Genomic DNA, 13,238 nt, shown 5'->3' with positions numbered 1-13,238 from the left:
GCTGCACATGCGGGACGACAGGGGACTGCAAGGACTGCAGGACTTCGGCAGCAGGCCGTGCCACAGCACGCGATCGGCTGCGTGGTTCGGCACGTGATTCGCCGCGTGGCTCGGCAGGCAGTTGCCATGCTGTGCCACACGCGGCTCGTCATGCGGTTTGCCACTGCGGTTTGCCATTATGACAGCCAAGGCAGCCAGTCGAACCGACACAGGCGGTGCATACGGCGCGCGCGAAACGCAACGCCCTATTCCAACACACCTGACGCAGACACAGAGGACGACACCCGATGGCTCAAGACCCGCTCGCCGGCAGCTCCCGCTCCGCCTACGCGCCGCTCACCCCGGTTCCCGAAGCGCGCCGCGCCTTTCGCACCGGCGATGCGTTCGCGCTGTGGTTCTCGCTCGGCATCGGCCTCTTGGTCGCGCAAGCCGGCGCGTTGCTGGTGCCCGGCCTGTCGCTGCCGCATGCGCTGACGGTGATCGTCATCGGCACCGTCATCGGCGTCGTGCTGCTGGCGCTGGCCGGCGTGATCGGCACCGATACCGGGCTGGCGGCGATGTCGTCGCTGCGGCCAACACTTGGCGTGCGGGGCGCGTCGGTGCCGGCGGTGCTGAACGCAATTCAGCTGGTCGGCTGGGGCGCATTCGAAATAATCGTGATGCGCGATTCCGCCGATGCCCTCGCGCAGCAAGCCTTCGGCCTGTCGGCGCCGCTCGTGTGGACGGTCGGGTTCGGCGTGCTCGCCACGCTGCTCGCGATCAGTGGCCCGCTGTCGTTCGTGCGGCGCTTCTTGCGCAGCTGGGGTATCTGGCTGTTGCTGGCAGGCGCAGGCTGGCTGACGTGGAGCGTGCTCGCGCAGCATGACGTCGGCGCGCTGCTGCGGCGGGCCGGCACCGGCGAGATCTCGTCGGGCGTGGCACTCGATCTGGTGGTCGCAATGCCGCTGTCCTGGCTGCCGCTGATCGCCGATTACACGCGTTTTGGCCGGCGCGCCGGCGAGACCTTTCGCGGCACGCTGTTCGGCTATGGCATTGCCAACCTCTGGTTCTACGCGCTCGGCGCGATCTACGGCCTCGCGGCGGGCGGCGGCGATGCGCTGCTGACCACCGCGCTGGCGCGCGCCGGCGGCGGCCTCGCGCTGCTGCTGGTACTGATCGACGAGATCGACAATGCCTTCGCCGACGTGCACTCGGCGGCCGTGTCGACCGGCACGTTCTGGCCGCGTGCGAGCGTGCCGTGGTTGTCCGCCGGGTTCGGCGCACTGTGCACGCTGATCGCGCTGGTCGTGCCGATGGCGCGCTATCAGAACTTCCTGCTGCTGATCGGTTCGGTGTTCGCGCCGTTATTCGGCGTGGTGCTGGCCGATCACTTCATTGTCCGGAAACGGCGCATCGAGGTGGCGGTGCTAGCCGATCCGCAGGGGCGCTATGGGTTTTCGGCAGGCTGGCACGTGAGCGCGTTTATCGCATGGGCGGTCGGCATCGCGTCGTATCAGGCGATCAACCAGTGGCTGCCCAACCTGGGCGCGACGCTGCCCGCGCTTGCGATCGGTGCGTTGTGTTATCTCGCACTGGTGTCGCGTCGCAGGCAGGCGTTCGCCCAGTGATGCGGCAGTAGAGCCGGCGGTAAAGTCGGCAGTAAAGTCTCATTACCCACGCGCGGCGCAATCGCTTTCTCACGACGTCTGGTTCGCACCCGACGATGCCGCTTCCGCGCGGCGCGTGGTCAGGAACTGGCCAAGCAGGATGGTGCGGCGCTCGATCACGTAGTGCGTCAACGCCGCCACCGGAATCACCAGTGCCGCCGCCAGCACGATCGCGTACCACCGCATGTCGGCCGACGGCATCAGATGCACGACGGTCAACAGCACGACAGCATGCGTCAGATACAGGCTGTAGGAGATCTCGCCGAGAAAGGCGATGGGCCGCAGCTTCAGCAGCCGCGCAAACTCCGTCGAAACCAGCGCGCACGCAATCAACCCCGCACTACCCAGCGCGATGCACCAGTCGAAAAAGAACTGCCCAGCGGCGCCGGAGTTGATCGACATCACCGAACGCGACACGAAGTACAGCACCAGCGAAACCCCCAGCACGATGCGCACGCGGCCCGGCTGCATCAGCCATTGCCGCCAGCGCGCGCGATGCGCTGCGAGCAGCGAGCCGACCACGAAGATCGCGAGGTAATGCAGCGTCATCGCCCAGTCGCTGCTGAAGTTGGCACTGCTGGCGCCGGCGCCTTCCACCATCACCAGCGCGAACGCGAGCGCGGATGCGCACAATGCGACGCCGAGACAGGTCACCGCGGGTACCCAGACGGTCCACAGCACGACCAGCGGCATCACCAGCGAGATGCGCATTTCGTAGACGAGCGACCAGATCACCGGATTCATCTGATTCGCCTTGAACTGTCCGATGAACAGCAGGTGATCGGCGATTTCAGTGCCGGTGAATGGTCCGCTCCACACCGCATTGAACCAATTACCGGCCCACCCGACCGGCTGGACAATCATGGCATCGACAATCGAGAAAGTCGCGACCAGCACCGCCAGATACGGCAAATAAATCCGACAAATACGCTTAACGAGGTAATCCCGATACGAGATACCGCGGTTCGAACGTAACTGCAATGTCAAAACGAAACCGCTCAATACAAAAAACAGAATAACTGCCTCATGCCCGAGCGCGAATATCCGCAATGGTGTTTTCGGCACCCAGGCCAGCGGCCCAAGCAGCACAAAATGGTTGACGACTACCATCAGCGCCGCGACGCCGCGTAACGCATCGAGCTGATGATAATGCTGACGATTCGACAAGGTCATTTCTTCCTTCCGATGAATATCCCGCGGCGACGAGCCGGCGAAAGGGGGTCAGGAGTAATCCCCGGCTCAGGAGTCGGTAAGGCTATATTTAATTGGTCAGAGGTTTTATTTGAAGCGCTGAATAACTTTCTAACACTTTTGTTTTTTTATCTTTTTGTCCGGCGACTTTCTGACTTGCAGGTCTGCTTTTTGCGGGCCGCCGCACGTTTGCACAATTAATCGGGGACAAGACAGGCACAGGTAAATGTGGCGGATATACGGCAATCAGGCGATACCAATCGCCGGATGGTTTTGAATATTTTTGAATTACTTCCGCTTTCGTCACACCTTATTTACCGCGTATGGTGGGCGGCCAACCTGTGAATCCGCTGCCCTCGATGAAAGCATTCCGCGCACCCCGCCGGCCCGCGAAACGAGCGGGATGGAAACTCTGGTTTCGCTTCGCTATCGCGTTGTCGAGCGGCGCGCTCGCCTGTGTCGTCGCATGCGGCGCCTCTGCCGCGCCGACCCTCGACGCCCGCACCTCATGGATCGGCAACACCTACGGCTTCGGCGACGGAAGGTGGGCGCAGATCGACATCACCGCGCTTGCGGTCGCCGCCGACGGTACCGTCTATACCAACGCGCCGTGGGACGAAAGCGGCGCGGAAGCCAGCGCCTACAAGGACGGCCACGTGCTCGGCTTCGCCGGCGGCACGCATGGCTGGGGCAACGGCGGCGGCAATGCGGTCGCGATCAACAGCCGCTATGTGTACTTCGCAGTGGCCGTCGACAACGAGCGCGGCCGCCTCGTCGGGCAAGGCATCTGGCCGCAGCCGGGACGCAAATGGTTCGGCATCTCGCGCCGCGAGCGCGCGGACCCGAAGCGCAGCGCGCCGTTCGAGCCGCCGGTCAATCGCACCGATCCGCGCGCGCGGCTTGCGGCGAGCTTTCTGATGGTCAATGAAGTGCCAGGCGGCACGAGCGCGGAGGTCACCGGTCTGGCGGCCACCGATACGCGGCTCTACGCATCGAACCGCGCGCACGACCGCATCGAGGTTTACGACGCGCAATCGATGATGCGCAAGTCGAGCTGGCCGGTGCATGAGCCCGGTCACCTCGCGCTGGATCGCGACGGTACGTTATGGGTGATCACCGATACGCGCAGCGCGCAGCCGCACGTCGCGCATTTCAGCGTGGACGGCACGCGTCTGGACGATACGCTGCCGCTAGCCGACGATACGGTCGCCACCGACGTCACGGTCGACCTGCAAGGACGCGTGCTGATCGCCGATAACGGGCCGCGCCAGCAGGTGCTGATGTTCAGCAAGAGCGCCGGGCGCTACGGGGCGTGCGGCACGCTCGGCGAGCGCGGCGGCATTTACTCAGGCGTCGCCGGACGGCCGGGGCCGCAGCGGTTCAATGGGCTGACCGGCGTGGGCGTCGATGCGCGCGGCAATATCTATGTGGCGAGCAACGGCCTCGGGCCGCGCTACGACGCCCCCGGCCTCACGTTCGGCGCGACGCTCGAAAGCTACGCGCCGGATGGCCAGCGGCGCTGGCAGGTGCAAGGTCTGCTGTTCGTCGACGGCGCGTGGATGGACCCGTCGCGGCCCGACAGCGTCTATACCGGCAACAAGCGCTTCACGCTCGACTTCTCGCAGCCAGCCGGACACGAATGGACGTACGCGGGCTTCCTGTCGAATCGCTTCCGCTATCCCGACGACCCGATTTTCTATGCAGAGCGCTGGCCGCCGGGCTTGCCGTTCGCGCGCAAACTCGCCGGCCACACGTTTCTGTTCACCACCGATATGTACGCGGACCACCTGAAGATCTACCGCTTCGATCCGGCGCGCGAAGGCGAAACCGCGATCCCGTCCGGCTTCGTCGCCACCGACGAACGCGCGGTCGCGCAGGTGCCGAATGCGCCGGGCGGCGGCGAATGGATCTGGCGCGATGCGAACGGCAACGGCACATTCGACAGCAATGAATTCGAGGTCAACTCGACCGGCAAATTGCTGGCGGGCGGCTGGGGCTGGTACGTCGACAGCGCCGGCGACCTCTGGCGCGCGCGCAACGGCACGGGGCTGTACCGGCTGCGTTTCGGCGGGCTGGATGCGGCCGGCAATCCGCTCTACTCGTACGCAAAGATGGATGCGTGGCCGGTGCCGCAGCCGTTCAACGACGTGCGCCGCGTGGTCTACGAACCGGCCACCGATTCGCTGTACGTGACTGGCTACACGCCGCAGGCGGGACCCGATCAGGCTTACTGGAAGGAGGCTGGGCGTGTGCTGGTGCGCTACGACCGATGGTCGACCGGCAAGCCTGTGGCGCGCTATACGGTCACGCTGCCGTGGCAAACGAAATCGAAGCCGGGCTCGACCATCATCGGCATGACGGTGGAAGGCCAGTACGTGTTCGCGGTCGAGCCGGTGGGCAACGTGCACGTGTACGACAAGGACAGCGGCGCGGAAATCGGCGTGCTGAAGCCGGGGCCCGAAGTAGGGCGCACGTCGGGGTTCGTCGATGTATCGAATGGCGTCAGCGCATACCGGCGCAGCAACGGCGAGTATCTGGTGTTCGTCGAGGAAGACGCGCGCGGCAAGGTGACGATGTACCGCTGGAAGCCGGCGCGCTGACCGGTGCTGCCGGCCGCGCGCCCGTTAGCCGTTAGCTTGTTAGCCGTTGATCACATCGGCGCCCTTCGGCACCGTGAACTTGAACGCATCGGCCGGCAGCGGCGGGTTCTTCTGGATATTCGAGAACTTCAGCAGCGTCACGTTTCCGAATACGTCGTGCAGTTCCATCGCTTCGAGGTTGCCGTCGCGAAAGCCGATGCCGACGCGCTGGAACTGCGTGTCCTTCGCCTTGGGCACCAGTTCGAGCCAGTCGATGCCGCCCTTCACGCCCGCGTCCTTCAGCGTGAAATTCTGCTCGAGGTCGTTGCTGCCGAACAGGATCGCCGCCGGGCTCGCGCCGAGCGCGCCGCCGAGCTTGCGCACCGTCACCTGGTTCAGGTCCTTGTCGTACACGTACAGCTTGTCGCCGTCCGCCTGCAGCAGCTGCTCGTAGGGCTTCTGGTATTGCCAGATGAACTTGCCGGGCCGCGCGAATTCGAAGGTGCCGCTCGATACGGTGTTGCCCTTCATGGCCTGGGTCGACAGCGTGCCGCTCGCCGGTTGCGCGTTGCTCGGCGCGCGCACTTCGGTCTGCACGAACTCGCCGCGCGCGGCGTGCACTTGCGCGACGAACTGCCGCAACTGCTCGGCGCCGCTGGCGAACGCCTGCGATGACGCCAGCAATAGCGTCGCGCCGGCCGCCGTGCTGGCAACGCAACGCGCCAGCGTGCGCAACAGGGCGCCGGAGCGGCTCGGGAAGCGGGCTGAAAAGCCGCTTGCGAGGCGGCTAGCGAGGCCGCCCGGGAGACCGCCTGAGAGGTGGTCTGAAAAGCGGCCCGCGAGGTGGACTACGAAGTGGCCTGAAGAGCCGCTCGAATCGGCGAAGCGGGCTGTCTGCCCGTCGACGTAATGCTGCATAGGATGCTCCCCGTGGAATTGGATCAAAAGCGGGATCAGAGACGCGCGGCGGGGCTGTTCGCGGGCTTGGGGGCCGGCCTCTTGGCCCTGGGCCCGACCGGCCAGCAAGCCGCGGAGCCACGAGCCTGAGCCCGACACGCACGGCGCGCCGTCGCCCGCCCGCGCCGCCGCATGTGTCAATCAATCGGCCTCGCGCGCCGGCACCAGGATTTCGCGGTTGCCGTTGGACGACATCGCCGACACCAGCCCCGACTGCTCCATCTGCTCGAGCAGCCGCGCCGCGCGGTTATAGCCGATGCGCAAGTGCCGCTGCACCAGCGAAATCGACGCGCGCCGGTTCTTGACGACGATCTCGACCGCCTGATCGTAAAGCGGATCGGACTCGCCGCCGCCCGCGCCGGTTCCCGCACCGTCGGCCGAACCTTCATCGCCGTCGCCGGCGGTGCCGCCTTCGAGAATGCCCTCGATGTAATTCGGCTCGCCCTGCTCCTTGAGCTTGTTGACCACACGATGCACTTCTTCGTCGGACACGAACGCGCCGTGCACGCGCACCGGCAGCCCGCTGCCGGGCGGCAGATACAGCATGTCGCCCATGCCGAGCAGCGACTCGGCGCCCTGCTGGTCGAGAATCGTGCGCGAGTCGATCTTCGACGACACCTGGAACGCCATGCGGGTCGGCACGTTGGCCTTGATCAGGCCGGTGATCACGTCGACCGATGGACGCTGCGTCGCGAGAATCAGGTGGATGCCGGCCGCCCGCGCCTTCTGCGCGATGCGCGCGATCAGCTCTTCGACCTTCTTGCCGACCACCATCATCAGGTCGGCCAGCTCGTCGATCACGACCACGATATGCGGCAGCCGCGACAGCGGTTCCGGCTCGTCCGGCGTCAGGCTGAACGGGTTCGGGAGTTTCTCTTCGCGCTTGGCCGCTTCGTCGATCTTGTTGTTGAAGCCGGCGAGGTTACGCACGCCGAGCTTGCTCATCAGCTTGTAGCGGCGCTCCATCTCGGCGACGGTCCAGTTCAGCGCATGGCCGGCCTGGCGCATATCCGTCACCACAGGGCACAGCAGATGCGGAATGCCCTCGTAGACGCTCATTTCGAGCATCTTCGGATCGATCAGGATCATCCGGACCTGGTCGGCGCTCGCCTTGTACAGCAGCGACAGGATCATCGCGTTGATGCCGACCGACTTGCCCGAGCCGGTCGTACCCGCCACCAGCAGGTGCGGCATTTTGGCGAGATCGGCGCACACCGGCTTGCCGCCGATGTCCTTGCCGAGGCCCATCGTGAGCGGCGACGCGCCGTCCGCATACACGGCCGAGCCGAGAATTTCGGACAGCCGCACCGTCTGGCGGCGCTGGTTCGGCAGCTCGAGCGCCATGAAGTTCTTGCCCGGAATCGTCTCGACCACGCGAATCGACACCAGCGACAGCGACCGCGCGAGGTCTTTCGCGAGACCGACGATCTGGCTGCCCTTCACGCCGGTGGCGGGCTCGATCTCGTAGCGCGTGACCACCGGCCCCGGATATGCGGCCACCACGCTGACTTCGACGCCGAAATCCTTCAGCTTCTTCTCGATCAGGCGCGACGTGAATTCGAGCGTATCGGCGGAGATGGTTTCCTGGGTGGCGGGCGCCGCATCGAGCAGCGCGATCGCCGGCAGCGTCGAATCGCCGGGCAGATCCTTGAAGAGCGGTACCTGGCGTTCTTTCTCGACGCGCTCCGACTTGGCCGGCGTGACCACCGGCGGCACGATCATCACCGGCTCGTGCTCCTCGATCTTGACGCGGCCCTGCTCGACCTTGCCCTCGCGCTTGACCGCCGCCACCTCGCCGAGCTTGCGGTCGCGCCCGGCCTCGCGGCGCAGCTTGGCGAACGTAACCGCGGAGATGATCGATTCGCCGAGCTTCTCGGCCACCGACAGCCACGAAAAACGGAAATACAGCGACAGCCCGATGCCGAGCGTCAGCAGCAGCGCGAGCGTGCCGCCGGTGAAACCGAGCGCATGCGACACGCCGCGCGCGACCGCCTCGCCGACCACGCCGCCCGGCGCGCGCGGCAACTGCACTTTCAGCGACCACATGCGCAATGCTTCGATGCCGTCGCACGACAGCAGCACCAGCACGAACGCGCCGGCCTCGGCGATCCACGTGGCATCGCGCGGCGCGTCTTCTTCGAGCGCTTCGTTGCGGGTGATACGGCGATAGTTGGCGGAGATGCGCCGCGCCAGCAGTACGACCCACCAGTAGGCGGACAGGCCGAACAGCAGCAGCAGGATATCGGAGGTATAGGCGCCGACGCGGCCGGCCCAGTTCGAGATGTGGTCGACCAGCGCCGAGTGCGTCCAGCTCGGATCGCGCCGGCTGTAGCTGACGAGGGCCATCACCAGGAAGACGCCGACGGCGACCTGCAGAATCCAGCGGATTTCGGTGAAGAGGCGCGACATGCGATGAGGCAATGCCTGCGCGTTCGCGGAATAAGTAGCTTTTGCCATTGATCCTTAGCGTGTGCGGCCGGCAGCCGGCATGCGCGGTGCGCCTGCTGCGCGGTGGCGGGCCCGCCGGGTGCCGCCGGGGCCGCTGGATCGCGCAGCGCCGCGCGCCGTGGCGGCCGCCGGTCGTTCGATCGGGGCTATTGTAAACGTACTGTCGCACGCGAGGCTGTAAGTGACGGTAACGGGCAACAGTCGCCCGCGCGGGCAGCGGTAAATCCGTCCGTGCAGAGCCGCCGCCGCGCGTTCCGCCCTATCGGGCCGATCACAAACCTTGATGACGCCGGGGTTAAGCCTGCCCTTTATAATGCCGGTCTATCACCTCACCTAGTGCGTCATGGGTACTCCACGGCTCGCAGTCAGTGGCCAGACGCTTTTAAGGATTCGATCATGCCAGCAACCCCGACCAAACACGCCAAGGTTCTGATTCTCGGCTCCGGCCCTGCCGGCTACACGGCCGCCGTCTATGCGGCGCGCGCCAACCTGGCGCCGGTGCTTGTCACGGGCCTCGCGCAAGGCGGTCAACTGATGACCACCACCGACGTCGAAAACTGGCCAGCCGACCCGCTCGGCGTGCAAGGGCCCGAGCTGATGGAGCGCTTCCAGAAGCATGCGGAACGCTTCAACACCGAAATGATCTTCGATCACATCCACACCGCGAAGCTGCAGGAAAAGCCGATCCGGCTGATCGGCGATTCCGGCGAATACACGTGCGACGCGCTGATCATCGCCACCGGCGCTTCCGCGCAATACCTGGGTCTGCCGTCCGAAGAGAAGTTCATGGGCCGCGGCGTGTCGGCGTGCGCCACCTGCGACGGTTTCTTCTACAAGCAGCAGCACGTGGCGGTGGTCGGCGGCGGCAACACCGCGGTGGAAGAAGCGCTGTATCTGGCCGGCATCGCGAAGAAAGTGACGGTGATCCATCGCCGCGACAAGTTCCGCGCCGAGCCGATCCTGATCGACCGCCTGCTCGAAAAAGAGAAGGAAGGCGTGGTCGACATCAAATGGAACCACACGCTCGACGAAGTGAAGGGCGACGATAGCGGCGTGAACGGCCTGCGCATCAAGCATGCGCAAACCGGCGCCACCACCGACATCGAACTGCAAGGCGTGTTCGTCGCGATCGGCCACAAGCCGAACACCGATATCTTCGCCGGCCAGCTGGAGATGAAGAACGGCTACATCGTCACGCAAAGCGGCTTGACGGGTAACGCGACGGCAACCAGCATTCCGGGCGTGTTCGCCGCGGGCGACGTGCAGGATCACGTGTATCGCCAGGCGATCACCAGTGCCGGCACCGGCTGTATGGCCGCGCTCGATGCACAGCGCTACCTCGAAAGCATCCACGAATCGATCGGCGAACACGCGATGAGCGCGGAAGCCGAGCGTTGATCGAAACGGTTGTTCGCGGCCGGCGCGGCTAGCCGGTTGCGACGCTGCATCAGACAAGGCCGCTGCGTTTTGCGCAGCGGCCTTTTTGCTGGTTCCCTGTTCTGCTCAAGCGCGCCCGTCCAGGCCGGCGAGCCGGAATACGCTCACCACCCCGTTCATGCGTTCGGCCTGCTCGCGCAGCGAAGCAGCCGCAGCCGCCGCCTGTTCGACCAGCGCCGCGTTCTGCTGCGTGACCGAATCCATCTGCGTGACCGATTGCGCAACCTGCTCGATGCCTTCGCTCTGCTCGGCGGACGCCGCCGAAATCTCGACGGTAATCTCGGTGACACGCCGCACTGCTTCGTTGATCTCGCTCATGGTTCGGCCTGCGCGACCGACCAGTTCCGTGCCGTTGCCCACGCGCTCCACCGAGCGGACGATCAGCGCCTTGATCTCCTTGGCCGCCGCGCCGCTGCGCTGCGCGAGCGTACGCACTTCGCCCGCTACCACCGCAAAGCCGCGCCCTTCTTCACCCGCTCGCGCGGCTTCGACTGCCGCGTTCAGCGCGAGGATATTGGTCTGGAACGCGATGCCTTCGATCACGCCAATGATGTCGGCAATCTGCTGCGAGCTGCCGTTGATCTCGCCCATCGTCGTGACCACCTGCGAGATCACGTCGTTGCCCGTCTGCGCGACGCTGGCGGCTTCGCGCGCGAGATTGGTCGCCTGGCGCGCGTTATCGGTGTTCTGCCGCACCGTCGAGGTCAGCTCAGTCATGCTCGACGCAGCCTGGCCGAGCGACGCGGCCTGTTCCTCGGTGCGCTGCGACAGGTCGATATTGCCGGCGGAAATCTGCTTGGTGGCCGTCGCGATCGACTGCGCGCTGTCGCGCACCGAGGTGATGGTGGTGGTCAGGCGCCCCTGCATCGTGCGCAGGCCTTCCATCAGGCGGCCCATCTCGTCGTGCGAGCGCACGTCGATGCGATGCGACAGATCGCCGTCCGCAATCGCGTCGAAGTGCCGCAAGGCTTCGTCGAGCGGTCCGGCAATCGACTTCTGCAGCGTGTACCACGCGAACGCCGCCATGCCGAGCCCCACCACGAGGCCTACCGCGGCCAGCACCAGAATCTGATGGAAGCGGTTCTGCGCCGCCTCGTACAGCGCGCGCGCCTGCTCGGCCTGCATCGCCTCGAGGCGCGCGGTGCGGTCGGTCACTTCATTGAACGGCGCGGTCATTTTCTTCGCGATCAGCTCGCCGAGCCCCGCGGTGTCGTGCTTGTCGATCGCGGCATAGACCTGCGCGACCGGTCCCGACATCACGTCGGCACGCTTCGCGTCGACCTCTTGCGTCACACGCAGTTCTTCGTCGCCGGCCGGCAACGCGCGATAGGTCTGCCACGCCTTGTCGGCAATGCCGAACTGCTCGCGTGCGCGGGCGACGAGGGTCGCAGCGTCGGGACTGTCCGGCTGCGCCGCGATGCGGTCGAGCACGAGCCGCCCGCGAGAGGTGAAGAAATCCACCTGACCCAGCGCGATCGCCGACGCCAGCTGGTCCGTATAGAGCTCTTTCTGATCGGCGTTGCTCAACGCGATACCAGCCACGCCGAGCGCCGCGCCGACCAGCATCAGCAAACCAAGAAAACCCATCGCCAGAGCGAGGCGAATACGAATGGTGATATTTCGGAACATGAGTACCTCGAACGGGAAAGCGCAATGAAAGCTCGCGCGTGACCGGATGCACGCGGTCAGTTCGGGTTTACGGCAGTACGCGGCAGATATGAAGGTTGACGCGGCAAGTTGCCGCGCGGCATCGCACTGTGCACTTGCACGCTTGTTTGCATAAATGCACGTAGTTTTCGCGAGCGAGCCCCATTACGCGCGGAAGCAATCCCATTTCGAGGTGTTGTGAGTAATGCCGCGCTATCGGGCCTTGTAGCACCATCAGCCGGCTGGGTGAGCTTTGCCTGTTGTGTTCACAACTGTATTAACGTTTGGAACTGGAGAAACAGAACATGAAGATCCGTCTCGCAGCTGCTGTATCCGTGTCCGCGCTAGCCTTCGTTTCGTTTGGCGCGCACGCGCAGATGAGCCATGTCACGCGCGCGCAGGCCAATGCGGAACTGGCGCAATTGCAGGCCGCTGGTTATACCGGCGAAAAAGTGACTTACCCGACGAAACTGCAAGCGCTGCAAACGCGCATCCAGGCAGCCGGCGCCGCAGCGAATGGCGGCACGGGCGCTTACGCCAACCCTGCAGCAAGCGGCATGACTCAATAAGCGAAGTAGTCTTGATTGCAGGCAGCGGATGCGTAGCGCGATGCGCGCGGCTGCCTGCGGCGCCGGTGCATCATATTGCGCATGGTATTGCGCTATGAGCTTCGCGTTGCGTTGCGTTGCGTTGCGTTGCGTTGCAGACAACACAGCCGGCACGAAGCTGACGCGTCAGGAATCGATCAGTGATCCTTGCGGGTTGTGCGCACCACGGATGCGCTGGCTGGCGCACCTGTTTGCCCATCTGCACGCTTCTTCCTGCCCGTGAACATTGCGCCGATCAGATTCTCGCGCGTCCACAGGCTCATGACGATAGCCGCGCCGATATGAATGCACACGCACACTTCGAGCGCAATCGACAGCGCGGTGTGCAATGCTTGCGGCCAGTCTTCGCCCCAGAAGCGCTCGGTGCGCATCAACCAGCCGCTCGCGGCCAGCGCGAAGATCAATCCCCACAGCAGCACCGCCATCAATGCACCAAGCGGATTGTGCGACACATGATGCAACGGCTGGCCGCGCGCCAGCGAACGCAGATAGTCTGCTGTATGAGGCCACGACGGCCACCACACGGAGAAGCGCGCGTAGCGCGTGCCGACGAAGCCCCACACGATGCGCAGCGCCGCAAGCGCCGCCGCCGCGTAGCCGAGCCAGCGATGCAGCGGGTCGGTCGGGCCGAACAGGTTCCACACCACGATGCCCGCGATCGTCCAGTGCGTGAGCCGCACCCACAGGTCCCAGACCTTGATTCGCGCAGTGGACGGGGCGGACAT

Annotated in this window: 9 protein-coding genes; 4 read left to right on the top strand and 5 right to left on the bottom strand. The window is 65.2% G+C overall.

Annotated features, from left to right (window positions below; translation table 11 throughout):
• Positions 1 to 287 precede the first annotated feature (287 nt).
• The gene (gene cytX, locus ACYVNQ_RS27620; protein ID WP_460906838.1) at positions 288 to 1,607 is read left to right on the top strand and encodes a putative hydroxymethylpyrimidine transporter CytX; all 1,320 of its coding nucleotides are present in this window, start codon (positions 288 to 290) and stop codon (positions 1,605 to 1,607) included.
• Between the two features lie 69 nt (positions 1,608 to 1,676).
• Here cytX and ACYVNQ_RS27615 read toward each other — a convergent pair whose 3' ends face one another.
• Positions 1,677 to 2,819: an acyltransferase family protein gene (locus ACYVNQ_RS27615; protein WP_460906836.1), complete on the bottom strand. Its 1,143-nt coding sequence runs from the start codon at positions 2,817 to 2,819 to the stop codon at positions 1,677 to 1,679.
• Between the two features lie 377 nt (positions 2,820 to 3,196).
• Between ACYVNQ_RS27615 and ACYVNQ_RS27610 the strand changes: the two genes are divergently transcribed.
• Positions 3,197 to 5,437 carry a hypothetical protein gene (locus tag ACYVNQ_RS27610; RefSeq protein ID WP_460906834.1) on the top strand — a complete coding sequence of 747 codons (2,241 nt, stop codon included), beginning with the start codon at positions 3,197 to 3,199 and terminating at the stop codon, positions 5,435 to 5,437.
• A gap of 39 nt (positions 5,438 to 5,476) precedes the next feature.
• On the opposite strand, the gene lolA is transcribed toward ACYVNQ_RS27610, so the two are convergent.
• Entirely contained in the window at positions 5,477 to 6,334 is an 858-nt protein-coding gene (gene lolA, locus ACYVNQ_RS27605; protein WP_460906832.1) for an outer membrane lipoprotein chaperone LolA, read from the bottom strand.
• A 180-nt stretch (positions 6,335 to 6,514) separates the two neighbouring features.
• Positions 6,515 to 8,830: a DNA translocase FtsK gene (locus ACYVNQ_RS27600; RefSeq protein WP_460906830.1), complete on the bottom strand. Its 2,316-nt coding sequence runs from the start codon at positions 8,828 to 8,830 to the stop codon at positions 6,515 to 6,517.
• Between the two features lie 387 nt (positions 8,831 to 9,217).
• Between ACYVNQ_RS27600 and trxB the strand changes: the two genes are divergently transcribed.
• Positions 9,218 to 10,219 carry a thioredoxin-disulfide reductase gene (trxB, locus tag ACYVNQ_RS27595; protein WP_460906828.1) on the top strand — a complete coding sequence of 334 codons (1,002 nt, stop codon included), beginning with the start codon at positions 9,218 to 9,220 and terminating at the stop codon, positions 10,217 to 10,219.
• Positions 10,220 to 10,324: 105 nt separating this feature from the next.
• On the opposite strand, the gene ACYVNQ_RS27590 is transcribed toward trxB, so the two are convergent.
• Positions 10,325 to 11,887: a methyl-accepting chemotaxis protein gene (locus ACYVNQ_RS27590; protein WP_460906826.1), complete on the bottom strand. Its 1,563-nt coding sequence runs from the start codon at positions 11,885 to 11,887 to the stop codon at positions 10,325 to 10,327.
• A 323-nt stretch (positions 11,888 to 12,210) separates the two neighbouring features.
• Between ACYVNQ_RS27590 and ACYVNQ_RS27585 the strand changes: the two genes are divergently transcribed.
• On the top strand, positions 12,211 to 12,474 hold the full coding sequence (locus ACYVNQ_RS27585) for a DUF4148 domain-containing protein (protein WP_460906824.1): 264 nt from the start codon (positions 12,211 to 12,213) through the stop codon (positions 12,472 to 12,474).
• A 176-nt stretch (positions 12,475 to 12,650) separates the two neighbouring features.
• Here ACYVNQ_RS27585 and ACYVNQ_RS27580 read toward each other — a convergent pair whose 3' ends face one another.
• Entirely contained in the window at positions 12,651 to 13,238 is a 588-nt protein-coding gene (locus tag ACYVNQ_RS27580; RefSeq protein WP_460906822.1) for a cytochrome b/b6 domain-containing protein, read from the bottom strand.

The sequence above is a fragment of the Paraburkholderia jirisanensis genome, assembly GCF_054782355.1.
This window is presented reverse-complemented; position numbering and strand designations above follow the sequence as displayed.

Coding starts and splice junctions, on each gene's coding strand:
- trxB (WP_460906828.1), top strand. CDS start 9,218: ATGCCAGCAACCCCGACCAAACACGCCAAGGTTCTGATTCTCGGCTCC.
- cytX (WP_460906838.1), top strand. CDS start 288: ATGGCTCAAGACCCGCTCGCCGGCAGCTCCCGCTCCGCCTACGCGCCG.
- lolA (WP_460906832.1), bottom strand. CDS start 6,334: ATGCAGCATTACGTCGACGGGCAGACAGCCCGCTTCGCCGATTCGAGC.
- ACYVNQ_RS27590 (WP_460906826.1), bottom strand. CDS start 11,887: ATGTTCCGAAATATCACCATTCGTATTCGCCTCGCTCTGGCGATGGGT.
- ACYVNQ_RS27610 (WP_460906834.1), top strand. CDS start 3,197: ATGAAAGCATTCCGCGCACCCCGCCGGCCCGCGAAACGAGCGGGATGG.
- ACYVNQ_RS27615 (WP_460906836.1), bottom strand. CDS start 2,819: ATGACCTTGTCGAATCGTCAGCATTATCATCAGCTCGATGCGTTACGC.
- ACYVNQ_RS27580 (WP_460906822.1), bottom strand. CDS start 13,238: ATGTCCGCCCCGTCCACTGCGCGAATCAAGGTCTGGGACCTGTGGGTG.
- ACYVNQ_RS27600 (WP_460906830.1), bottom strand. CDS start 8,830: ATGGCAAAAGCTACTTATTCCGCGAACGCGCAGGCATTGCCTCATCGC.
- ACYVNQ_RS27585 (WP_460906824.1), top strand. CDS start 12,211: ATGAAGATCCGTCTCGCAGCTGCTGTATCCGTGTCCGCGCTAGCCTTC.